At 68.7% G+C, this 22,285-nt stretch carries 15 protein-coding genes and 10 pseudogenes; 17 read left to right on the top strand and 8 right to left on the bottom strand.

Annotated elements, in window-relative coordinates; all coding sequences use genetic code 11:
- Nucleotides 1-251: 251 nt before the first annotated feature.
- Nucleotides 252-833 (top strand): TetR/AcrR family transcriptional regulator, encoded by a 582-nt coding sequence (locus UG55_RS06430; protein WP_066064096.1) that lies wholly within the window; start codon nt 252-254, stop codon nt 831-833.
- Nucleotides 834-855: 22 nt separating this feature from the next.
- Here the strand turns inward: UG55_RS06430 and UG55_RS06425 are convergent, their stop codons facing one another.
- The 4 genes from UG55_RS06425 to UG55_RS06410 form a co-directional block, all read right to left on the bottom strand.
- Complete coding sequence (locus UG55_RS06425; RefSeq protein WP_066064094.1) at nt 856-2,061, bottom strand: cytochrome P450; 1,206 nt, start codon at nt 2,059-2,061, stop codon at nt 856-858.
- Nucleotides 2,062-2,187: 126 nt separating this feature from the next.
- Nucleotides 2,188-2,874, bottom strand: a complete 687-nt coding sequence (locus tag UG55_RS06420) for a TetR/AcrR family transcriptional regulator (RefSeq protein WP_066064092.1) — start codon at nt 2,872-2,874, stop codon at nt 2,188-2,190.
- A gap of 276 nt (nt 2,875-3,150) precedes the next feature.
- Nucleotides 3,151-4,773 carry a class I adenylate-forming enzyme family protein gene (locus UG55_RS06415; RefSeq protein WP_066064259.1) on the bottom strand — a complete coding sequence of 541 codons (1,623 nt, stop codon included), beginning with the start codon at nt 4,771-4,773 and terminating at the stop codon, nt 3,151-3,153.
- A 93-nt stretch (nt 4,774-4,866) separates the two neighbouring features.
- Nucleotides 4,867-5,655: an enoyl-CoA hydratase/isomerase family protein gene (locus UG55_RS06410; protein WP_066064088.1), complete on the bottom strand. Its 789-nt coding sequence runs from the start codon at nt 5,653-5,655 to the stop codon at nt 4,867-4,869.
- A 319-nt stretch (nt 5,656-5,974) separates the two neighbouring features.
- Between UG55_RS06410 and UG55_RS06405 the strand changes: the two genes are divergently transcribed.
- The 4 genes and pseudogenes from UG55_RS06405 to UG55_RS33020 form a co-directional block, all read left to right on the top strand.
- A complete protein-coding gene (locus UG55_RS06405) occupies nt 5,975-7,153 on the top strand; it encodes an amidohydrolase family protein (protein WP_066064087.1) in 1,179 nt (392 codons plus the stop codon).
- Between the two features lie 163 nt (nt 7,154-7,316).
- Nucleotides 7,317-7,616, top strand: a pseudogene (locus UG55_RS33030) (amidohydrolase); the annotation flags it as partial.
- 1 nt (nt 7,617) lies between these two features.
- Nucleotides 7,618-8,214 (top strand): annotated as a pseudogene (locus tag UG55_RS33025) (amidohydrolase family protein); the annotation flags it as partial.
- Nucleotide 8,215: 1 nt separating this feature from the next.
- Nucleotides 8,216-8,582 (top strand): annotated as a pseudogene (locus UG55_RS33020) (amidohydrolase); the annotation flags it as partial.
- A 619-nt stretch (nt 8,583-9,201) separates the two neighbouring features.
- Here UG55_RS33020 and UG55_RS06395 read toward each other — a convergent pair.
- Together UG55_RS06395 and UG55_RS06390 are read right to left on the bottom strand one after the other, a co-directional pair.
- The gene (locus UG55_RS06395) at nt 9,202-10,371 is read right to left on the bottom strand and encodes a thiolase family protein (protein ID WP_066064082.1); all 1,170 of its coding nucleotides are present in this window, start codon (nt 10,369-10,371) and stop codon (nt 9,202-9,204) included.
- Between the two features lie 102 nt (nt 10,372-10,473).
- Nucleotides 10,474-11,241, bottom strand: a complete 768-nt coding sequence (locus tag UG55_RS06390; RefSeq protein WP_066064080.1) for an SDR family NAD(P)-dependent oxidoreductase — start codon at nt 11,239-11,241, stop codon at nt 10,474-10,476.
- Between the two features lie 140 nt (nt 11,242-11,381).
- Here UG55_RS06390 and UG55_RS33015 point away from each other — a divergent pair.
- From UG55_RS33015 to UG55_RS06365, 11 genes and pseudogenes are all read left to right on the top strand, one after another.
- Nucleotides 11,382-12,057: pseudogene (locus UG55_RS33015) on the top strand (LLM class flavin-dependent oxidoreductase); the annotation flags it as partial.
- 1 nt (nt 12,058) lies between these two features.
- A pseudogene (locus UG55_RS33010) lies at nt 12,059-12,153 on the top strand (hypothetical protein); the annotation flags it as partial.
- A gap of 1 nt (nt 12,154) precedes the next feature.
- The coding region (locus tag UG55_RS33005; RefSeq protein ID WP_242423807.1) for an LLM class flavin-dependent oxidoreductase at nt 12,155-12,392 on the top strand (238 nt) is incomplete at its 5' end.
- 60 nt (nt 12,393-12,452) lie between these two features.
- A pseudogene (locus tag UG55_RS33000) lies at nt 12,453-13,014 on the top strand (AMP-binding protein); the annotation flags it as partial.
- Nucleotide 13,015: 1 nt separating this feature from the next.
- Nucleotides 13,016-13,793 (top strand): annotated as a pseudogene (locus UG55_RS32995) (AMP-binding protein); the annotation flags it as partial.
- 21 nt (nt 13,794-13,814) lie between these two features.
- Nucleotides 13,815-14,267: an AMP-binding enzyme gene (locus UG55_RS32990; protein ID WP_396230818.1), complete on the top strand. Its 453-nt coding sequence runs from the start codon at nt 13,815-13,817 to the stop codon at nt 14,265-14,267.
- A gap of 1,219 nt (nt 14,268-15,486) precedes the next feature.
- Nucleotides 15,487-15,906, top strand: coding sequence for a hypothetical protein (locus tag UG55_RS06375; protein ID WP_128422869.1), 420 nt, complete (start codon nt 15,487-15,489; stop codon nt 15,904-15,906).
- Nucleotides 15,885-17,417, top strand: coding sequence for an ISL3 family transposase (locus UG55_RS06370; protein ID WP_066064073.1), 1,533 nt, complete (start codon nt 15,885-15,887; stop codon nt 17,415-17,417). Before UG55_RS06375 ends, UG55_RS06370 begins: the two co-directional genes overlap by 22 nt.
- A 95-nt stretch (nt 17,418-17,512) precedes the next feature.
- The gene (locus tag UG55_RS46720) at nt 17,513-17,710 is read left to right on the top strand and encodes an HNH endonuclease (protein WP_157901494.1); all 198 of its coding nucleotides are present in this window, start codon (nt 17,513-17,515) and stop codon (nt 17,708-17,710) included.
- Complete coding sequence (locus UG55_RS26940) at nt 17,616-18,221, top strand: DUF4265 domain-containing protein (RefSeq protein WP_396230816.1); 606 nt, start codon at nt 17,616-17,618, stop codon at nt 18,219-18,221. The genes UG55_RS46720 and UG55_RS26940 overlap by 95 nt, the downstream gene beginning before the upstream one ends.
- A 145-nt stretch (nt 18,222-18,366) precedes the next feature.
- Nucleotides 18,367-19,533: pseudogene (locus tag UG55_RS06365) on the top strand (ISAzo13 family transposase); the annotation flags it as partial.
- A 609-nt stretch (nt 19,534-20,142) separates the two neighbouring features.
- Here the strand turns inward: UG55_RS06365 and UG55_RS32980 are convergent.
- Nucleotides 20,143-20,418 (bottom strand): transposase (locus UG55_RS32980; RefSeq protein ID WP_396230815.1); only part of this gene is annotated, 276 nt, incomplete at its 3' end.
- Nucleotides 20,419-20,514: 96 nt separating this feature from the next.
- A pseudogene (locus UG55_RS26935) lies at nt 20,515-21,053 on the bottom strand (winged helix-turn-helix domain-containing protein).
- A gap of 985 nt (nt 21,054-22,038) precedes the next feature.
- On the opposite strand from UG55_RS26935, the pseudogene UG55_RS32975 reads away from it, so the two are divergent.
- A pseudogene (locus UG55_RS32975) lies at nt 22,039-22,284 on the top strand (NADP-dependent oxidoreductase); the annotation flags it as partial.
- Nucleotide 22,285: the final 1 nt, after the last annotated feature.

Raw genomic sequence — 22,285 nt, 5'->3', positions numbered from 1 at the left:
ATTAGCCAAGATGCTAGCGACGATCTTGTCGTAACCGCAAGTGATTGCCGATATGATGCGGCGAGGCCGCGAGCGGCCGGTGCTAGCGCTCGTTAGCATTCGTGGGCCGGTCGGCACTGGTCCATCGGCTGGGCGGCCACTGGGCGGCCACTGGCCGGCCGCTGGTCGGTCGCTTGGCCGGTCCGGTGGCCGTCCGCGGGTCAGCTCGTTGATGATCGGCACGCGATCCGTTGCGGATCAGGGAGGGAGCCGTGGTCCGGACCAGCTCGGCGCGCCCTGACCAGATCCGCGCCGCCGCACTCGATCTGTTCACCCGCTTCGGGTACGAGGCCACCACGATGGCCGACCTCGGTACCGCCGTCGGCATGCGCGGGCCCAGCCTGTACAAGCACGTCGCCTCGAAGCAGGACGTGCTGGTGCAGATCATGACCGGGACCATGGAGAGCCTGCTGGCGCTGCACCGGGCAGCTGTGAGTACCACGACCGACCCGGTCGAGCGGCTGCGGCGCGCCACCGAGGCGCATGTGCGCTACCACGCCCGGCACCGCCTGGAGGCGTTCGTCGGCAACCGCGAGCTGCGCAGCCTCGTCCAGCCGCACCTGGAGCGGGTCCTCGGCCTGCGCGCGGAGTACGAGCGGTGCTTCCGGGACCTGGTCGAAGCCGGGGTGCGGGCCGGTCGGTTCGAGGTCACCTCCGCGAGACTCGCCTCTTACGCCATCCTCGATCTCGGAATGGGCGTAGCCGTCTGGTACCGCGAGGACGGCGAGCTGACGGAGGATGCCGTGGTCTGGGAATACAGCCAGTTCGCGCTACGTATCGTCGGCCTCCGGTAACGCGCCTTCCGTGAAGCCGCGGTCACGCGGCCGGAATGTGTACCGGCAGCGTCGCCCAGCCGCGGACCTGGGACGAGTCGAGTTTCGCCTGCTCCATGTCCGGCTCCCAGTCGGGGAAGCGTTTGAGGACCTCCTCGACGGCGATGCGTGCCTCGAGGCGGGCGAGGGCAGCGCCGAGGCAGAAGTGGTTGCCGCGGCCGAACGTCAGGTGCCGACCGATCTTGCGGTGGATGTCGAAACTGTCGCCATCCGGCGGAAAAGCCCGATGGTCGCGGTTGGCCGAACCCATGAGCAGCATCAGAACGCTGCCCTCGGGCACCGTGTGGCCGTGGATCTCGACGTCCCGGGTGACGTACCGGCAGGCCTGCAGCGCGGCCGGTTGCAGGCGCAGGATCTCTTCCACGGCGTTGGGAATGAGCGCCGGGTTCGCGACGAGCTCTCGTCGCTGATCAGGTGCATCGCCGAGGATCTTGCCGGACCAGCCGATGGTCCGGTTCGTGGTCTCGTTGCCGGCCGTGGCGAGCACGTTGATGAAGATCAGAAGTTCGTCGCGGGTGAGGCGCCGGACGGTGCCCGTCTCGTCTTCGAACTCGGCGTTGATCAACGCCGTCATCAGGTCGTCGGACGGGTTCTTCGCCCGCCAGTCGATGTACTGCGCGAAGAAGGTGCCGTCGGCGAACTGGTCGTCGTTGAACTCGCCGGGTTCCCCTTCCACCCGCCGCAGCTTCTCGTCCTGGTGAACCCGGATTTCCTCCTGATCCTGCTCGGGGATGCCCAACAGCATCCCGATCACCCGCATCGGCATCTTGGCGCCGAGGTCGGCGACGAAGTCAAGCTGTCGGGTACCCACCAGCGGGTCGAGAACCTGGGCGCAGAAGTCGCGGATCCGGTCCTCGAGGGCGGCCATCTTCCGCGGCGTGAAGATCCCGGCGAGAACGCCGCGATGCACAGGATGCATCGGCGGGTCCTCGAAGATGAACACCCCCGGCGGGAGTTCCATGTTCGCTTTGATTAACTCAAGGATGTTCCCGCGGGCGGAACTGAACGTGGTGACGTCCACGAAGGCCCTGTCCACGTCGTCGAACCGGCTGATCGCGTAGAAGTCGTGCTTCTCGTTGTAGTACAGCGGCTGTTCTTCCCGCATGCGCCGAAAGATCGGGAACGGGTCGATCTGAAGTTCCGGCTCGTACGGGTCATAGTAGATCTCGGGGTGCTGCGCGATTGTCACGGTTTCTTCCCNCTCGGCGGACTGCCCAGTGAACGTGCACAACGTGCCACGAAGTGTCAGGCGTCGCGCCGACGCCGTGCTCGGGCGGGAGCCGCTCCGGCCGGGGGCGCGGTGGTCGCGATGCCGTCAGCCGGTCGACCGCACGCCCAGCGCGTTCGCCCACAGGACGGTGAGCTGGTCGACGGCGGTGTCGAGGTCGAAGCCGGCGCCGTTCTCGGTGTTGAACAGCAGGTCCGCGAAGTAGGCGACCATCCCGCCGAGCGCCTGCGCCGCGTAGGCGGCATCGACACCGGTGTCGGCGATCCCCGCCTCCTGCAACGCCCGCACCCGGCGCTCGATGGAGCGGGCGAAGACCTCGTGCCGCTGAAGACGGATCTTGAGTACGTCGTCGTCGAACGTGGCCACCTGCTGGATCACGTGCATGATCTTCGAGTTCGCCGCGTACGTCTCGAGGTAGTGACGGTTTGCCGCCCGGATCCGCTCGACGGGATCGGTGGTCGAGACAGACGGGTCCGGGGTGAGGAGGTCGAGCTCCACGGAGTCGACCACCTCGCGGAAGATCTCTTCCTTCGAGACGAAGTAGGTGTAAAAGGAGCCGTGCGAGAAACCCGCGAGGTCGCAGATGTCGGCCACCCGGGCGTGCAGGAAGCCGTCCCGTTCGAAGACGGCACGGGCGGCGTCGACGAGCTGGCTGCGCGTCTGCCGGCCGCGGCGGGTGCGCCCCGTGCCCCGGCGCTTGCCGATCTCCTGGTCATCGCGCGCGGCGCGGGGGGCGATCGGTACGGCTGTCCCGCGTTGCGTACGTTCCGGCACGGTAGATCCTCTCGGGCGCTTGTTCAACCGGCTCGGTCGGCTGGTGCCGGAACCTGGTGACCAGTTACGGGTCGGAAGTCCTGTGGGCCAGGCCGGCGTGCGCCGGTTCCCTGACGGGCTCGGTGCTCCTGAGTCTCCTGGTTCCTGGGGCATCCGGTATCGACCTACTGCTAGTTCGACGTCGATATTGTAGGTGTGGCGTCGGTACGGCGAAAGGCGGCGAAGATCATATCTGTTGCCGTGAAGGGGCTGTGACCAGGAGGTGCACTCCCGCGGTCAGCGCTCATGCAACCGCGCCGCCAGGTCACCGGGGTACGCCGGGGCGTCGCGGGCGAGCCGGGAACGGACGATCTTCCCGGAGGCGGTCCGGGGGAGCGGCCCGTCCCAGCGCACGAGCTGCTCGGGCAGCTTGCGCCGGGCCGTCCCCCGAGCGAGAAGGTACGCCACGACGTCGTCCAGCGTGATCTTGCCGCTGTTCCCACCGCCCGCCGCGTCGACGGTGAAGGTGTCGTCCGCGTCGCAGGTGTCGTCCTCGACGACGGCGACTGCCAGCCGCTCGCCGGTGGAGGGATCGGGCACGCCGAACGACGCGTATTCCGTCACCCCGGGCAGCCCCTGCAAAGCCGCGTCGACCTCGCCGAGAGAGATCTTCAGCCCGTTGCGGTTCACGACCTCCCGGAGCCGCCCGACGACCGTGAGCCGACCGTGGTGCTCCTCGATCTGGTCCCCGCTGAGGTACCAGTCGCCGTCGAACGCCTCGTCGTCGTCGGCCGGATCCAGATAGCCCAGGAAAACGCTCGGCCCCCGCAACAGTCCTTCCCGCGGATGGTTCGCCGATCCGCTGCGCACCTCGCCGCCAGGCATGAGAGCGCCGTCGTCGGACAGCCGTCGCTCCCGCCCGTCCGACGGGAGACTTCCCGAGAACATGGGTGCCTCGGACGAGCCGTAGACCCGCACGATCTCGATGCCGAACACGTTCGTGGCCTGCTCCAGCAGCGGGCGCGGCAGCATCGCGCCGCCCAGCGCGAGCGTCCGCAGGCTGATGCGGGTGCCCGGCCCCGCGGCCGTCGCGGCGGCGAGCAGACGTTCGGCGATGACCGGAGCGCCGCCCAGCAGGGTCGCCCCGGCGGTGTTCAGCCGCCGCAGGCTCTGCTCCGGAGAGAAGCGGTCCTCCAGGACGAGTGTTGCGTGCTGGTCCGCCGCCAGCTGAAGTTGCGTCAGCCCGGTGATGCTGGTCAACGGGCTGACGAGGAAGAGCACGGTCGCCTCGTCGGCGGAGGTGATGCGGGCCAGGTTGGCGGCGCCGGCGGTCAGCGTGTTCAACGAGTGAACGACACCCTTCGGCCGGCCGGTGGTGCCCGAGCTGAAAAGGACTGCCGCGGGCCGGTCGCGATCGGGCTCGACCCAGCGGGCCGCCACCCCGGCCGAACCAGCTGTCCTGGCGTCGAACAACTCCAGCTCCAGCGGCACGGCCTCGGTGGCGGCCAGCGTGTCGCCGAGGCGGTCGCGCTCCGCGGCGGGCATGACGACAACCGCCCCGGTGCGCAGAGCTGCCAGGGCATGGTGCACATCCGCCGCTCCGCAGCGTCGGTCGAGCAGCACCACCGTGGTTCCCGCCCGAAGCAGCGCGTGGTACGCGATCACGCCGTGGCGGGTGTTACCGCTGATGAGAACGGCGCCGTCGCCGGCCCGCACGCCCCGCGCCGTCAGCAGCCCCACCCCGGTGGCCACGGCGGAGGACAGATCCGCGTGGGTGAGCCGCCGCTCGCCGTCCACGAGTGCCACCGCGCCCGGCCGTCGGGCTGCCCCCGACTCGACACCGTCAGCGAGGCCGCGGTTGTTCCAGAAGCCCTCCGCCCGGTAGCGCGCCGCCCGCTCGGGCGACACGCGCCCAGGCATGCCCCCGAGGGGCGAACTGTCGGCTGCCGCCGCGCCGGTCGGGCAGGCCGGCTGCCGCTGCTCCGGCTCCTGTTCCGGCTCCGCGAACATCAGTCAGGCCGATCCGCTGCGGCTCAGCATCGTCGCCAGGTTCCGCTGGAACGCCGGCTCCTTGAAGGACGCCGTCTCGCTGTCGAGACCGGCACTCAGCAGGGAATCGACGGCCAGCCGGACGCCGCTGTTCAGTAGCGCCTTGCTCTCGGCCACCGCCTGCGGCGGCAGCGCGGCCAGTCGGTCCGCAAGCTCCAAAGCTGTGGTCAGGGCGGTACCTGTCGGAACGACCCGGTTGGCCAGCCCAAGCCGCAGGGCCTCCTGCGCCGGGATCCGGTCACCGAGCAGGACGAACTCCTTCGCGCGCAGCAGGCTGGTGAGCAGCGGCCACATCAACGCGCCGCCGTCCGCGGCGACCAGGCCCAGCAGGACGTGCGGGTCGGCCAGGTACGCCTGCTCCTCGATGACGACGAGATCGCTCATCGAGGCCAGACTGCATCCGAGCCCCACCGCCGGACCGTTGACGGCGCTGACGATGGGTACCCGGACGGACGTCATACCCCGGACGATGTCGTGGGCCTCCCGCATCACCTCGACCCGCAGCTGTGGATCGCGGGTCATGCGGTCGAGCAGGCCGAGGTCGCCCCCGGCGGAGAACGCCTCGCCAGCTCCGGTGACGACGACGGCGCGGACGCCGTGGTCCGCGGCGAGGGCCGGCCAGAGCTCCGCAAGCGCGCGGTGCAGGGTCTCGTCGGCGGCGTTGAACGCATCGGGACGGTTCAGCGTCACGATGCGGACGGCACCGCGAGTCTCGATGATCACCGGGCTGTTCGGGTCCTCGCGTTCGGCCACGTCACTCCCTGGGGTCACGAACTTCGGCGCTCTCGGCGAACCTCGATGTTGCCTCGAGGTTCGCAGGTTCCTATATTGACGTCAACGTTGCATATGACTATCGGCATCGATCAACGCCGTCTTTCGTGACGATGAGTGATTCCTTCGGGTGCTCGGTGCTCGGGTGCTGGTTCCAGGTCGAGGGCCGGCGACCCGTCCCGGTCCACCAGGTTCCGACCTCGACCTCGACCTAGGTCTGGGGGTGGGGCTGGTTCTGGGTCTGTCTGGTTCTGGGGCTGGGCCTGTCGATCCGAACGCCCTCTGACAGGGAAGGACGTCCATGCCGTCAAGTGTGTCGCCGTATCCGATCTTCGATGCGGACAACCACCTGTACGAGAGCGAGGAGGCGTTCACCAGGTTCCTGCCGGAGCGCTACCGGGGCGCGATCCGCTACGTGCAGGTCGACGGCCGTACCAAGATTGCGATCAGAGGCCGGATCAGCGAGTACATCCCCAACCCGACCTTCGAGGTCGTCGCCCGCCCGGGCGCCCAGGAGGACTACTTCCGGGTCGGTAATCCGGAGGGGAAGTCGTTCCGCGAGATCCTCGGCAGGCCGATGCGGTCCGTTCCGGCGTTCCGTGAGCCGGCACCCCGGCTCGCCCTGATGGACGAGCAGGGCATCGAGCGCACGTTGATGTTCCCCACGCTGGCGAGTCTCCTTGAGGAGCGGATGCGGGACGACTCGGAACTGGCGCATGCGGTCGTCCACGCCCTCAACGAGTGGATGTACGACACCTGGCGGTTCGACTACGAGAACCGCATCTTCGCCACGCCCGTCATCACACTGCCGATCGTCGAAAGGGCGATCGAGGAGCTGGAGTGGGTGGTGGAGCGCGGAGCCCGCGCGATCCTCGTCCGGCCGGCCCCGGTGCCGGGCCACGGCGGCTCCCGCTCCTTCGGTCTGCCCGAGTTCGACCCGTTCTGGAGGCGGGTCGTCGAAGCCGGTGTGCTGGTGGCGTTCCACTCCGCTGACAGTGGCTACAACCGCTACACCCAGGACTGGGAGGGCACGGCGCGGGAGTACCTGCCGTTCCAGCCCGAACTGTTCCGGATGGTCAGCCAGTGGCGGCCGATCGAGGACACCGTGACCGCGCTCATCTGCCACGGCACCCTGTCCCGGTTCCCGGAGCTGAAGGTGGCCGTCGTCGAGAACGGAGCATCCTGGGTCGCGCCGTTGATCAAGTCGCTGAGAAGCGTCCACAAGAAGGCTCCGCAGATGTTCCTGGAGGAGCCGGTGTCGGTGCTGCGGCGCAACATCCACGTCAGCCCCTTCTGGGAGGAGGACATGGCCGAGCTCGCCGGTCTCCTGGGGGTGGAACGGGTCCTGTTCGGCTCGGACTATCCGCACCCGGAGGGCCTGGCCGAGCCGGCGGCCTACTCCAGCGAGTTGAAAGAGCTGGGCGAGGAGGAGAAGGCCCTGATAATGGGCGGCAACCTGGCCCGGCTGATCCCGGCCTGACGGTTGTCGGCGTGGGCTTCTCCCTCGGTGCGAGGAGCGCTTGCCGAGGACCCGCTGTACCTACGAGGGAACCAGGCAGATCCAGCAGCTCGTCATCGCCCACCAGCTGCTGCACGATGCGGCGGACCGCACATCCACGGGCGCGAGGGGAGCGTAGTTTCCGATGAAGATCGAGGACATGGTGCTGGTGAGCATCGACGACCACGTGGTCGAGCCGCCTGACATGTTCGCCCGCCATGTGCCGGCGAAGTGGGCCGACCAGGCACCCAGGGTCGTCACGAGCGACGAGGGTTTCCAGTCCTGGGAGTTCAACGGCAACCGGACGGGCACGTTGTCGCTCAACGCGGTCGTCTCCTGGCCGCCGGAGGAGTGGGGCCTGGACCCGGCCGGCTACCCGGAGATGCGACCGGGTGCCTACGACATCCACGAACGGGTCCGTGACATGGACCGCAACGGGATCTTCNGGTCGATGTGCTTCCCGACCTTCCCGGGATTCAGCGCCGGCAACCTGAACCGGGGCCGCAACGAGACGGCCTACGTGATGGTCCAGGCGTACAACGACTGGCACATCGACGAGTGGGCGGCGGCCTACCCGGGGCGGTTCATCCCGCTGGCACTGCTGCCCACCTGGGACACACAGCTGATGGTCGCCGAGATCCGGCGGATCTCCGCCAAGGGATGCCCGGCGGTCTCGATGCCCGAGCTGCCGCATATCGAGGGCCTGCCCAGCTACCACGACCTCGACCACTGGGGCCCGGTGTTCGCGGCGCTGGCCGAGACCGGCACGGTGATGTGCCTGCACATCGGGCAGGGCTTCGGTGCGCTGAAGCAAGCGCAGGACGCCCCGATCGACAACTTCATCATCCTGGCAACCCAGGTCTCCACGCTGGCCGCCCAGGACCTTCTGTGGGGTCCCGCGATGCGGAACTACCCGAGCCTGAAGATTGCCTGGTCGGAGGCCGGGATCGGGTGGATCCCCTTCTACCTCAGCCGCTGCGACCGGCACTACACCAACCAGAAGTGGCTGCGGCGGGACTTCGGCGGCAAGCTGCCCAGTGAGGNGTTCCGGGATCACTCGCTGGCCTGCTATGTCACCGACCCGGTGGCGCTGAAGGTGCGCCATGACATCGGCATCGACATCATCGCCTGGGAATGCGACTACCCGCATTCCGACTCGATCTGGCCGGACGCGCCCGAGCAGGTCATGAGTGAAATGGTCGGTGCCGGAGCCTCCGACGAGGACATTGACAAGATCACCTGGCAGAACTCCTGCCGTTTCTTCGGCTGGGACCCGTTCCGCGGGCTTCCCCGGGAGCAGGTCACGGTGGGCGCGCTGCGCGCCAGGGCCGCGGACGTCGACACCGCCGTCCGCCCCCGTAAGGAGTGGGCGGAGCTCTACCACCAGCGCGCCGCAGCTGCCGCGGGCTGACAGGTCACGGCTACGGACGAACCCGTCGGGTGGGGTGGCGATGCCGCCCTGCCCGGCAAGGTCCATGCGGGGCTGTTCGTTGTGAAGCCGTGAGCCGCGAGCCGCAGGGAGCGCGGTCAGGCGCGAGCGGGCGCCGCGCTCGGCGCCGGTGCGTGGTTGCGGCCTGGTTGAACGTCCACGTGCAGGCATGGGATACCTCGCCATCGTCCACCGTCTCGGACTGGACGCGCTCGACCTGAAGTCGAACGCACGTTCGATATTAGATGGGTGGGGGGACGGCTGGTTCGTCCCGCCCGAACGAGACCACACGGGGTTCCGCAGGCGGGCCGCGGCTCCCGCGTCGGTCAGTTCCGTCGATCGTCGGCCAACCGCGAGTAGGCGGATCAGGAACTGGACCGGAAGGGCGGGGTCGGGCCGGGCGGCAGTGACCCTCGACCGAACGGCTGAGCTGCTCGGCGGGTGCTTCCACGCGGCCGCGGGCACCGTGCCGCCCGCAGGGCACCGCGTCGAACGGCGTCCGCGACACGAGCAGCGCCAGGTCCGCGTCCTGGTCGCGCGCCAACGCCCACGATCGGCGTCGAGCTGACAAGCGGTGGTGCCGGGAGCGCCTGCCGAAAAATTAGATCAATTCAATGATCATGGCAGCGCCCATGCCGCCACCGGCGCACATCGAGACACAGCCGAGCGCGGCTCCGCGACGGCGCAGCTCACCTACCATGGTGACAACCATCCGGGCGCCGGTGGCAGCGATCGGGTGGCCGAGGCTGGCACCACTGCCGTTGACGTTGACGATCTCCGGCCTGATGCCGAGCTTGCGGATGGCGGCCACCGGAACCGCGCAGAACGCCTCGTTGATCTCGAACAGGTCGATGTCGGCCAGGGTGAGCCCGGCGCGGTCCAGTGCCCGGGGGATCGCGAGGGTCGGTGCGAGGCCGGTCAGCGCGGGCTCCAGGCCCGCGGTGGCCCAGGAGCGGATCCGGGCGAGCGGGGTGAGGCCATGAACCGAGGCATAGTCGTCGCTGGTCAGGGTCACAGCCGCGGCGGCGTCGTTGAGGCCGGCGGCATTCGCGGCCGTGACGGTCGCGTTGGGGAGTTCGGGGTGCAGCAGTGGCAGAGCGGCAAGGCGTTCCAGGGTGGTGCCGCGGCGCGGATGCTCGTCGGTGTCGAAACGGATCGTGGTCCCGTCGGGGCGGGTGACGTCCAGCGGGATGATCTCGTCGACGAACGCCCCGGAGTCGATGGAGGCGAGTGCACGCTCCTGGGTGTAGACGGTCCACTCGTCCACGTCGCGGCGGGTGAGGCTCATCTCCCGCGCGGTGTTCTCGCCGACGGTGATGGACATGTCGAAGGCGGGCGCCTCCGGGGTGTTCGGGTGTGAGGGTGCCATCCAGGGCTGGTACTGGCCGGCGGCGTCGCGCTTCGTGCTGCGAGCGGCGTTGGTGAGGCTCTCGGTGCCCCCGGCGATGACGACCTTGTCCATGCCGGCGCGGATGCTGCCGGCGGCGATCGTGACGGCGGACAGTCCCCCGGCGCAGTGCCGGTTCGTCGCCAGCCCGGAGGCGCCGAGCAGACCGAGGCGGACGGCGATGTTGCGGGCGATCACCCCGCCGCCCTGGTACGACTCGGCGAGGACGAGGTCGTCGACATCCGCCGCGGGTACACCGCTGCGTTCCAGCACGCCCGGCACGACCGCCTCGGCGAGCTCGAACGCGTCCAGGCCGACGAGTGAACCCTTGCGGGCTCTCCCGATCGCGGTACGCGCCGTCGAGACGATGACTGCTTCGGTCACGGGGACCTCCTGAAAGGGCCGGGTGAAGGCAGGTGCCGTGGGTGAAGGTGTGCGCCGTGGACCCCGGGGCTTGTGGAGCCGTGGACCCGTGGATCGGTGGATCTACTTGGGTGGGAAGCGCAGGGCGCCGTCGAGGCGGATGTTCTCGCCGTTGAGGTAGGGGTTGCGCACGATCGACTCCACCAGCAGTGCGAACTCCTCCGGCCGGCCCATCCGCCTGGGGAACTGGATGGTCTCGACCAGGCGCGCCTTCATCGCCTCCGGTGCTCCGAGCATGACCGGCGTGCCCATGGTTCCCGGGGCGATGGCGCAGACGCGGATGCCGGCCGGCGCGAGGTCACGTGCCATCGGCAGGGTCATGCCGAGGATGGCCGCCTTGGCCGCGCCGTACGCGAGCTGCCCTGCCTGCCCTTCGATGCCGGCGATGGACGCGGTGTTGACGACCACCCCGCGTTCGCCCTCCTCGTTCGGCTCGTTGCGGGACATCGCCGCCGCCGCGAGCCGGGTCACGTTGAACGTGCCGATCGCGTTCATGTGCATGACCTTCACGAAGGCGTCCTTGTCGTGCGGGGTGCCGTCGCGGGCGACGGTGCGCCCGGCGATGCCGCCGCCGGCGACGTTCACCACGACCGACAGGGTGCCCAGCGCCTGCGCGGCGCTGATCGCGGCCTGGACCGCGTCGTCGTCGTTCACGTCGCCGCTCACCGCCGCCGCGGCCGGCCCGATGCTTTCCGCGAGTTCCTTGGCGCGGTCGGCGTGCAGGTCGAAGACCACGGTTTTCAGGCCGAAGCCGGTGAGGTGCCGGACGCACGCGGCACCCAGCCCGCCCGCGCCCCCGGTGACGATCGCCGAACGCCCTGCTGGCTCCACTGCGTCCTCCTGCGGGTTCCGCCGGCCCCACGACCTCCGGAGCATCAACCCCGGAGCATCAACCCCGGAGCATCAATCCCGGAGCATGAACCTCGACATTGACATCGAAGTTGCGAAAACGTTATGGTGCCGGCGTGGCGGTGTCAAAGGTTGCGCTCGGGCTCAGTCTCGCCGGCATTCGCGGGGACGCCGCCGCACTCAACGCCGTGGCGTGGCGGGCCGAGCAGTCGGGATACGACTCGGTGTGGACCAGTGAGGCCTGGGGTAACGACGCCTTCACGCCGCTGGCCTGCATGGCTGCCGCCACCACCCGCCTACGCCTCGGCACGGCCATCGCCCAGATGCCGGCGCGGACGCCCGCGACCACGGCGATGACGGCGCTCACCCTCCAGCAGCTCTCCCAGGGCCGCTTCGTGCTCGGGCTCGGTGCGTCGGGGCCGCAGGTCGTCGAGGGGTGGCATGGTGTGCCGTTCCGTCCGCCGGTGGCGATGACCCGCGAGTACCTGGCCGTGCTGCGCAGGGCGCTCGCCGCGAAGGAACGGCTGGAGTTCACCGGCTCCTACTTCACGATCCCGTACACGGGGCCGGACGCCACCGGCCAGGGGCGGCCGCTGCGTTCCACGATGCCCGGCGCCGCGCAGACGCCGATCCTCGTGGCCGCGATGGGGCCGAAGAACGTGGCGATGACCGTGGCCGAGGCCGACGGCCTGCTGCCGTATCTGTGGAGCCCGACGCGCTGGAAGGATGCCTGGGGGGAGGCGCTCGCGAAGGCCCCGGCGGGCTTTCAGGTGGCTCCCACCGTGCTCGCCTGCGTCGNGGACGACCTCGCCGCGTGCCGGGACCGGGTGCGCCCGCGGATCGCGCTGCACATCGGCGGCATGGGCTCGCGGAAGACGAACTTCTACGCCTCGCNGGTCGCCCGGTACGGGTATGCCGCCGAGGCGAGCCGCATCCAGGATCTGTACCTCGGCGGCGACCGCGCGGCGGCCTGTGCCGCGGTTCCCGACGAGCTGGTCGACGACCTGACTCTCGTGGGTCCCCTCGACCGGATCGCCGAGCAGCTCGCCGCGTGGCGAGACGGGCCGGTCACGACGATGATCGTCGAGCCGGCCGATCTGAGCATGCTGGAGCCGATCGCCAGCCTCTGGTGACGGCCGGCCCGCGGTTGACGGTGCCACAGCCGAAGGAGAAACCATGCTCCGTACGGGCAGGTGGGCGCGAGTACACGCGCCGAGGTCGGCAGGTCCGACAGCTCCCGCGGACCGGTCTGCCGAGTCCGTGACGCGACAGGCCCCGCGGTGAAGCCGGCGAGCGGTGCGGAGTCCGGGGGCGCAGCGCCTGGCGGTGCGGCGTCTGCGGGTGTCGATACCGAAGGCGTGCCAGGTGTGCCAGGCGCGCCAGGCACGACGGCAGGCACGACGGCAGCCGCGGTTCTGCGGGCGCTGGCCGAGTGTGACGGGCCCGCGCTGCTGACCGGTGACCAGCAGTGGACCTACCGGGAACTGGTCGCGGAGGCGTCGCGCCGGGCCGCGCTGTTCGAACAGGTCCGCGACCCCGAGCGCCCGCCGCACATCGGCGTCCTGCTGGACAACGTGCCCGACTACCTGTTCTGGCTGGCCGCGGCGGCACTGTCCGGGGCGGTTGTCGTCGGCGTCAACTCCACCTACCGCGGGGATCAGCTGGGCCAGCTGATCCGGCACACCGACTGCCAGCTCCTGATCACGTCGGCCACCCAGGAGCCGCTGCTCGCCGGCGTGGACACCGGCATCCCCGNGGGACGGGTGCTCGTCGTCGACGGCCCCGGCTACGCCGCCGAGGTGGCGCGGCAGCCCGCTCGGCTCCCGGAGTACCCGGGGCGGCCCGAGGACCTGCTTCTGTTGATCTTCACGTCGGGTTCGACCGGCCTGCCGAAGGCGGTGCGCTGCACCCAGGGCAGGTACGCGCGCACCGGCGCCCATGTCGCCCGGATCGCGGGCCTCGGCGCGGGCGACGCGGTCTACTCCCCGCTGCCGTTCTTCCATTCCAGCTCGCTGTTCACGGGATGGTCCTCCGCGCTGAACGCCGGCATCCCGATCGCGACCCGGCCGAGGTTCTCCGCCTCCAACACCCTGGCGGACGTCCGCCGCTTCGGCGCGACGATGATCACCTACACCGGCAAGGTGCTGAACTACATTCTCGCCACGCCGGAGCGTCCCGACGACGCCGACAACCCGTTGCGCATCGCGATCGGCAACGAGGCGTCGGAGCGGGACATCCGTGGGTTCGCCCGCCGGTTCGGCTGTGGCGTGCGGGACAGTTACGGCTCCACCGAGGGCGTCATCATCATCCGCCGCGACCCGTCGATGCCCGCGGGCGCGCTGGGCACCGCCGATCCGACGGTGCGGGTGCTCGACCCGGCCACCGGGCAGGAGTGTCCGCCGGTGGCCTTCGGTGCGGACGGACGGCCCACCAACCTGGACGTGGCTGTCGGCGAGATCGTCCAGACCGCGCCGGCCGGTGGGTTCGAGGGCTACTACCGCAACGAGGAGGCCACCCGGTCGCGGTTCCGAGGCNGCTGGTACTGGTCCGGTGACCTGGCCTACCGCGACGCCGACGGGTGGCTCTACTTCGCCGGCCGGTCGAACGAGTGGCTGCGGGTCGACGGCGAGAACTTCGCGGCCGCCCCGGTCGAGGCGATCGTCGCCCGGCATCCGGCCGCCCGCTCCGTCGCCGTCTACGCCGTGCCCGACGATCCGGTGGGGGACAGGGTGATGGTCGCGCTCGAACTCGACGGTGGCGCCGAGTTCGACCCGGTTGCCTTCGACCGTTTCCTCGCCGACCAGCCGGACCTCGGCCCCAAGTGGGTCCCGGCGTTCGTCCGGGTCACCGAGGAGCTGCCGAAACTGGCCAGCATGAAGATCGACAAGATGCGGCTGCGGCGGGAGGCATGGCGGGCCGACCGCGTCGTCTGGCGGCCGGCGAAGGGCGCGACCCTCCGCTGGCTCGACGACACCGACCGCGCGGAACTCGACCTACTGCTGGGGTGACGCAGCTGCCGGGTTGGCCGGGGGAGACAGTGTTCGGTCGGACCCCGCCGTTCGCGGCGACGGCGTGTTCGATGAAGGCCCTCGCGAGTTCCCGTTCCCGGTGGGATGGAACTCGAAGTGAATGGCCTTGTGGGAGAAGATGTCGAGGATGACGTACAGGTCGAAGTACACGCCGCGGACGGTTCCGGCGAGTTTCGTGATGTCCAGATCCGTATTTCGTTGGGTCTGGTCGCGAGTAGCTCCGGTTTCTTCCGGGCGGGGTGGGGTGGCCTGTGCCCGCCGCTCGGCGGTCTGGGCTCGGGCCAGGTCGGGGTCCGTGTGTAGGAACTGGCGCGGGGTCGTCCGGGGACGGTGAGTCACTATGGCAGACCGCGGCCGGCCGCGCTGGCGGTTTGCTGGAAATCCTGTGTGCCGCCTGTGAGCTGGTGCCGAGTCGGTGGGTGGTGCCTGCGACCTGGCGTCCGTGGGTGGTGCCTGCCCGCGCGGCGGGACACCGTTAGCTCGCAGTTCTCCGGCAGCTTTTTGCATCTGGCAGACGCCGATCCGCGGTGGTGGTATCCGCGCGCATCTTCCTTGAAAGATGGCCCGAGGTATACGGAGCGTTACTTTGATCGTATGTGGGGACTTTGGGTAGTTCCTTGCGCGTAGTAATTGGATGTGCCATGCTTCACGGCGCCACCTCAGACTGCTTTGGCGGCTTGTTTTCCTGCTCGTTGCCCTGCCGGCTGCTCTGGGTTCGTCCTGGCCGCTGGTGGGGTTTCGCTGTGTACAGCGCTGCGCCGGCGTGTTGTTGCCTTTCTCGTCCCATCACTGTCGATCTGTGCTGCCCGCATATCGCCAGCCGTCCATTAGCTGGTGTGACTGGGCAGGTCACCGGCACCGGCGCCGGCGTTTCACCGCCCGCCCTTGACGGCGGGTTCTGCTGTATCCCCTGAGTCCGTGTGGCCGGGGCGGCCTGGCCGTTCCCTGCTCTCGTTTCCTTGTTGGTTCGCGCATGTCGGCGGGTCTGCCGTGCCCTCCTTCTCATCAGGGAGGAACGCGGTGGCCTGGTCCGGGATGTGCGCGGCCGTCGGGCTGTGTGCCTGGGGTCGTGTTCTACGTGGCTCGTGCCTGTTCCCCGCGAGTTTTCGGAGCTGTGATGACCGCCCGGCACTCCTCCCCGCGTCCTTCTTCGTCGTTTGGCCGTCGGTTGTGGCGGCGGCGCCGGCGGCTGCGCCGGGTGGCGCTGCTGCTGGTGCCGGCGCTGGTCATGTCCGGGGTCATGTGGGTCGTGCTGGATCGGGTGACGGATCCGAAGCTGGTGCCGATCTCGGAACGGAACCCGTTCCGGGACGCGAAGCTGCCGGAGTCGTCCGATGGCAGCGCCGCGGGCCGGGAGCATCTGGTGCCGGCGGAGGCGACGTCGCGGGACGCCGTGCCGGAGGCGGCGGAGCTGGCGGCGCGGGTGGCGCCGGTCGAGGGCGCGGTGCCGGTGACGCCGGAGGTGGCGCCGCGGCGGGTGGGGGTCTGTAAAGTTTTCGGCTCTGTGCCACATTCGGTGGTGACGGAACGTGGTCTCTGTTTGGTCTTGACCTTGAAGGTCCGTGGTTGGCTGGCTGCGGGTCGACACGATGTGTCATGTGTGACGCGGATCGTCTGATCAAGTTGGTGTTTTCGGGGCTGTCGCCGCTGGTCATCGAGGGTGTGTCGGATGAGGACGGGCTGGTCCGGGTGCGGGCACGGACACCGGAGGTGGCGGTCGCCTGTCCGGGTTGCGGGGTGCGCACGTCGCGGGTGCACGGCTACGCCGAGCGGACGGTGGCCGACGTGGCGCTCGACGCGCGCCGTGTGCTTCTGGGGGTGCGGGTCCGCCGGTTGGTGTGTCCCACGCGCGGGTGCCGGCAGACGTTCCGCGAGCAGCTACCCGGAGTGCTGGAACGTTACCAGCGGCGGACCCCGAGGCTGGCCGCGCAGATCGGCATGGTCGTGCGGGAGTTAGCCGGTCGCGGCAGTGTGCGGGTGCTGTCCGCGTTGACGGTGTGCCTGTCGGTACAGACCGCGCTGCGCTGCCTGCTGCGCCTGCCACTCCCGCCGGTCACGGCGCCGCAGGTGCTTGGCGTGGACGATTTCGCGCTGCGCCGCAGGCACCGCTACGCCACGATCCTCATCGACGCGCAGACCCGCCGGCGGGTGGACGTGCTGCCCGACCGCGGCGCCGACGCGTTGGAGGCCTGGCTACGCGCCCACCCCGGCGTCCAGGTGGTCTGCCGGGACGGCTCCGGAACCTACGCCGAAGCGGTCCGCCGCGCCCTGCCTGAGGCGGTCCAAGCCAGCGACCGGTGGCATCTGTGGCACGGCCTCGCCCAGGTGACACTCAAAGAGGTCGCCGCGCACAGCGGCTGCTGGGCGAAAGCCGGCCCGCCGCCGAACGACGGTCCCCGCGCTCAGACGACGCGGGAACGCTGGGGGCAGGTCCACGACCTGCTCGGCCAGGGGGTCGGCCTGCTCGACTGCGCCCGACGGCTCAACCTCAGCCTGAACACGGTCAAGCGCTACGCACGGGCCGCAGAACCAGAACGGCTCGTCCGTGCTCCGCTCTACCGGCCCACCCTGGTCGATCCCTACCGCGGCTATCTGAAACGCCGCCGCGCCGAACAGCCCGCCGTGCCCGTGCTGCGCCTGTTCCATGAGATCAAACAGCAGGGTTACACGGGCAGCTACAACCTGTTCGTCCGCTACATCAACCAGGGCCGCGTCGACTCCGACCGGCCCGCGATCTCGCCCCGGCGGGTCGCCCGGCTCCTGCTCACCCGACCCGACAGCCTCACCGACAGCCAACGCGACCGGCTCGACGACATCGCCACCGCCTGCCCAGAAATGATCGCTCTCGCGGGACTCGTCCGCGGCTTCGCCGGCCTCCTCCACCCCGCTGACAGCAACGCCGACCGGCTCGACGAGTGGATCACCCTCGCTCGTGGCGCCGACCTGCCCCACCTGCATTCCTTCACCCGCGGTCTCGACCTCGACCGCGCGGCCGTCGACACCGCGCTCACCCTGCCCCACCACAACGGCGGCACCGAAGGCGTGAACACCAAAACCAAACGGATCATGCGCCAGATGCACGGCAGGGCCGGGTTCACCCTGCTCCGCCATCGCATCCTGCTCGGCTAACAATCCGTCACCACCGAATGTGGCACAGAGCCAAGTTTTCGGTGTAACTGGGGCGAAACGGCGGCGTTCTGAAATGTGATTACTGTGGGCAGGGCGTGGTGCGTCGGCCTTCGACACGGGGTGTACGGGGACTCCCGGACGATGCTCAGATTGATCACATAGTGCCGAGAGTTAGTGGTGGACATGGTGGCGCACACAATGGTGCGGTCGCTTGTCGTCGATGCAACAGGGATAAGTCAACGAAGTCTTTGGAAAGCTGGGATGATGAGCTCAGAGAATTTCTCGGGCCTTAGCGGCGGTGCTTTCATGCCGGAAGGTCGGAGTGAGAGGCTGTACAGGGTAGCATTCGACCTTCCTGGCGATACCGCCGGCTGGGCGCACGTGTCGACGGAGCGGCTATGGACCGCGAAAACTTCCGTGAAGATGGAGGTTCAAGTTCGGAACACCCCCTTTTACCAGAAAGGAGTCGCCTTTGGGGATATCGTGCGCGTTCGAGCCGATCATGAACGTAGGGAGTTCGTGTTCGAGGACTTCGTTTCCAAGTCTGGCCATTCAACGGTTCGTATAATTATCAAGGATCCTACCGTGAGAGGCTCTCTTGAAGCACTACTTCGAAGCTTTGACTGCTCTTGGGAGATTGATGGGACGGGAATCATGTGGGCAATCGATGTGCAGCCTGGCGTCAACTACGCCGCTATGAGAAAGTCGCTTGTTCGTAGTGCCAGTGATGGAAAAATTGGTATTGAGGAGGCCGCCCTTGCGGAAGGGCATCTCAATGGTCTTGAATCGACGGATTCCCAATGAGCCAGTTTCATCGCATCGTCAGTGGGACGTTTAATGAGCCGTAATGAAATAACTTAATTTTCTTGTTCGGCTGGTGATCGGCTTGTGTGATTGCCTGGATAGAGTCCGGGCTGTGGCAGTTGACCGGTCGGCAGAGTTCGCGGCGATGGCCGCACGGCTTGAGGTGCTGTTGCCTCGGTTGAACGAGCGGGACCGGCGGCTGGCGTTGGGGGCGGAGGCGCGTTCCTGGGGGTATGGGGGCATTGCCGCGGTCGCGCGGGCGACTGGCGTCGCGAAAGGGACGGTCGCCCGAGGTCGCGCGGAGGTAGACACCGACCCTGCGGAACCGACGCGGGTGCGGGCCACCGGTGGCGGCCGGAAGCGGGCGGAGATCGCCAACCCCGGTCTGGCCGAGGCACTCGACAGCCTGGTCGAGCCCGAAACCCGGGGAGATCCGGAATCGCCTCTGCGGTGGACGACGAAGTCGACCCGGCAGCTGGCCCGTGAGCTGACCCGGCGGGGACACACGATCAGTCATTCCGCGGTCGCCACGATGCTGCGCACCCAGGGTTACAGCCTGCAGTCGACGCGTAAGACGTTGGAGGGCACGCAGCAGCCGGACCGTGATGCCCAGTTCCGCTACCTCAACGCCACCGCCACCGAGTTCCTCGCCGCCGGCGACCCGGTGATCAGCGTCGACACGAAGAAGAAGGAGCTGGTCGGACGCTTCGGCCAGGCAGGCCGGGAGTGGCACCGGGCGGGAGAGCCGGAACAGGTCAACACCCACGACTTCCCCCAGCTCGCCGACGGGAAGGCCGTTCCCTACGGCGTCTACGACCTCGCGGACAACTCTGCCTGGGTGTCGGTCGGTATCGACCACGACACCTCCGCGTTCGCGGTCGCCACCATCAGGAAATGGTGGCAGGACATGGGTCGGGACAAGTACCCGAACGCACGCCGGCTGCTCATCACCGCGGACTGTGGAGGTTCCAACGGGAACCGCCCCTGGCTCTGGAAACATGAACTCGCGAAACTGGCCGCTGATACCGGCCTTCAGATCACCGTCTGTCACTACCCGCCGGGCACCTCGAAATGGAACAAGATCGAGCACCGGCTGTTCTCCCGGATCACTGCGAACTGGCGCGGCCGGCCACTGACCACCTTCCAGACCATCGTCAGCCTCATCGCCAGCACGACGACCACGACCGGCCTCACCGTCCGCTGCGAGCTCGATCCCGGCGACTATCCCACCAAGGTCAAGATCGCCGAACAAGAAAAGAAGAACATCCCGATCGCCAGGCATGACTTTCACGGAGACTGGAACTACACGATCACCCAGCCAGACGGCTAACTTATATCAATCCGGCCCCTTAGTTTTCTCTTAGTAAGCCCGCNGGGATCGTCAGCGGTCGGTGAGCAGCAGGCCGAGGGCGGCGACGCGGTCGGCGTCGGTGGGCCGGGTGTAGATCCGGGTGGTCTCCAGCCGGCGGCAGGAAACCGATGGCCGGGCGCTACGCCGACCAGTGTCTGCGTGCGATGGCACGGAACCGTCTGGGCGGGCATTTCCCTGGCGACGGCAAAGGGCTCAACGGCGGGCCGGTCACCCGGGTGCGATCCGTCTCACCGAGAAGAACGCCCTGGCTGGTGAGAAACTCGGTGGGAATGTCGAACGTCCCGTTCCACTGCTCCCGCCGCTCGCTTGCCACCACCCAGCCGGCGTCCATCTTGGTCTTCTCGCGGCCCAGCAACTGAGCTTTAGTGCGGAGAGTCATGTTGACCACAGCTCTTCCCAGGCCAGGCCGGTTTCGGNGAGGAAACCCAGGAGCACCCCGGGCCGGTACTGCAGCCGTTTCAGCCCGTGCTTGACCGCCCGGTGGACGTCGTCGAGGGTGCGGGCGGCCAGGTGCACCAGCGCGGTCCGCTTGATCTGTGACCACACCCNCTCCGCCGGGTTCAGCTCGGGGGCATAAGCAGGCAACGCCACCACGCTCACCCAGTCTGCGTGTTCCTGTAGAAACGCGGCCATCTCCGCTTGGCGGTGGATGTTCACCCCGTCCCAGACCAGGATCAGCCGGCCCCCGGGAAGCTGCGCGTGCGCGGCGGCCAGCAGATCCCGGCAGTCCTCCCAGCCGATGCCCTTGCGCTCCCCGGGACGCCCACGCCAGATCCGGGCCCGGTAGAGCAGCCGTGGCCGCCACCCGGGCCGGTAGCAGACCATCGGCGACCACACTCACCCGCCCGGACCCGCCCCGCCCGGGTACCCGCACCACCGGTGTCCGCCCACGTCGACTCCAGGTCCGTGCCCGTGGCGGCCTCAGGCTCTGCCCTGTCTCGTCGAGGAGACAGACCCAGGCATCCTGGGTCGCCGCGGTCTTTTACCGCCGGCCACTCCTGCTCCGTCCACGTCTGGACCGCGGTGTCATCGCGTTCGACCGCCCGGCGGGCGGGAAGCTGACACGACCAGCCGTGCCGGTCCAACAGCAGCCACACCCCGGCCAGCGTGTAGGACACCCCGAACTCCCGCTCGATCACCTGGGCGATCCGGGCCAACGTCCACCGCTGATCATCCCAGCCGTACGGTCCGGGACCGCGGCGCAGGACCGCCTCCAACCGGGCCAGGTCCCGATCATCCAACCGGCACCGCGACCCCGACCCGGCCGACCGCAACCCGGCCTCACCCCCGGTCTCCCAAGCGTGGTGCCAGCGGCTCGCGGTCTTCGGAGTCACCCGGAACTCCCGGGCGACCTCGGCCTGGCTCGCCCCCGCCGCGAACCGGCTGACCGCGGCCAACCGGACCCGTTCACGTTCCACCTGATCGGCGGACGTCAACCCGCCACCCGTCGCGTACCTCATACAACCGGTCTACCCGCCCCAAACCCGCTGGTAGACAGCTACAGAAAACCGCCCTGACCCCGAAATTTAAAGCTCAGAAGTTCCGAACCGTGCCGACCGGAAAGTTCCTCTGCGGCACACCAGCCTCGGCTAGGGCGGCGGCCAAGAACTCCCAGGAGACCGCGCCCAAACGCGCTTCGTTGGTCAGCGACCAGGCGTCTGGGTGCTCCTGAGCCCCGCTGCGCAGATACCGGACCAGGTCAGCCTGCCCGGCCGCCGACAGAGCGGCGAGCGCGTCATCCACCCGGCGTTCGTGATCATGAAAGGCGGCGAACGCCTCAACCATCTGCCGGGTCGGCCGCCGGGCCAGTAAAGCGTCACGTAACTCGGTCCAGAAGGCGGAGTCGTATGCCGGTGGGCCAGCCCAGCGTTCGATCAGCTCCCCCCGCCTGACTTGGATCTTGTATTTGCCCTCGTAGTCGCGCTGCCAGGAGGAACCAAGTTCGCTGCGCCAGAGTTGCTCATCGGTCACGTCGTCGTGTGTGGTGAACACGCCGATCTGGATCAGCTCCCGGATGGCGGCCCAGGCGTACGTGTCCTTGCTGCGTTCCGAGGTCTCCCGAGGGTCGCCCTCATCGANGGAACTCGCGGGTCCAGGTCCAATACGGAGAGCCCGGCACACCTCCAGAATCGTCGCGTGTGTCGAACCGGCGACCCGCACGAGAACCCGAACCACGTCGTCCTCGTGATCGCGCAGCGACTCGTCGGCGTACTCGACGGGTGTGAATCGATCGCTCCAGGGTGCCCGCGGCGGGGCGTCGCACCTGTCGCAGCGCTGTCCCTCGATGTGTGAGACACGCAGAAGGCTCGTTCGCACGGGCCAGAACAGCGTCCGGCCGCAACCACGCCACAGATCTTGCCAGAAGCGAGAACAGCCTCACAGTCCGCAGACACCCGGGCAGCGTAGCAGCGATCCGACGCGACCATTCTGATCTCTGCGGGGGCAGTGTTCCAAGAGGTCGGGAAGCAATGTCGTCAAGTTGGGGTACACGTCATCGCCACAGCCAGCCCCCGCAGCATCGCGGCGGTCCGCCACCTCGGCGCCGACCAGATCATCGACTACACCGCCTCGCCCATCGGCGACGGTCTGGACGGGCCGGTCGACACCGTCCTCAACCTCGCCGCGATCAGCCCACAGCACGCCGCGGCCATGGTCGGGCTGGTTCGCCCCGGCGGCGTTCTCGTCTCCATCN

Origin of the sequence: Frankia sp. EI5c (assembly GCF_001636565.1) — a bacterium.
Classification (GTDB): domain Bacteria; phylum Actinomycetota; class Actinomycetes; order Frankiales; family Frankiaceae; genus Parafrankia.
Note: the sequence above shows the minus strand (reverse complement) of the source record. Positions and strands in the feature narration are given on the sequence as shown.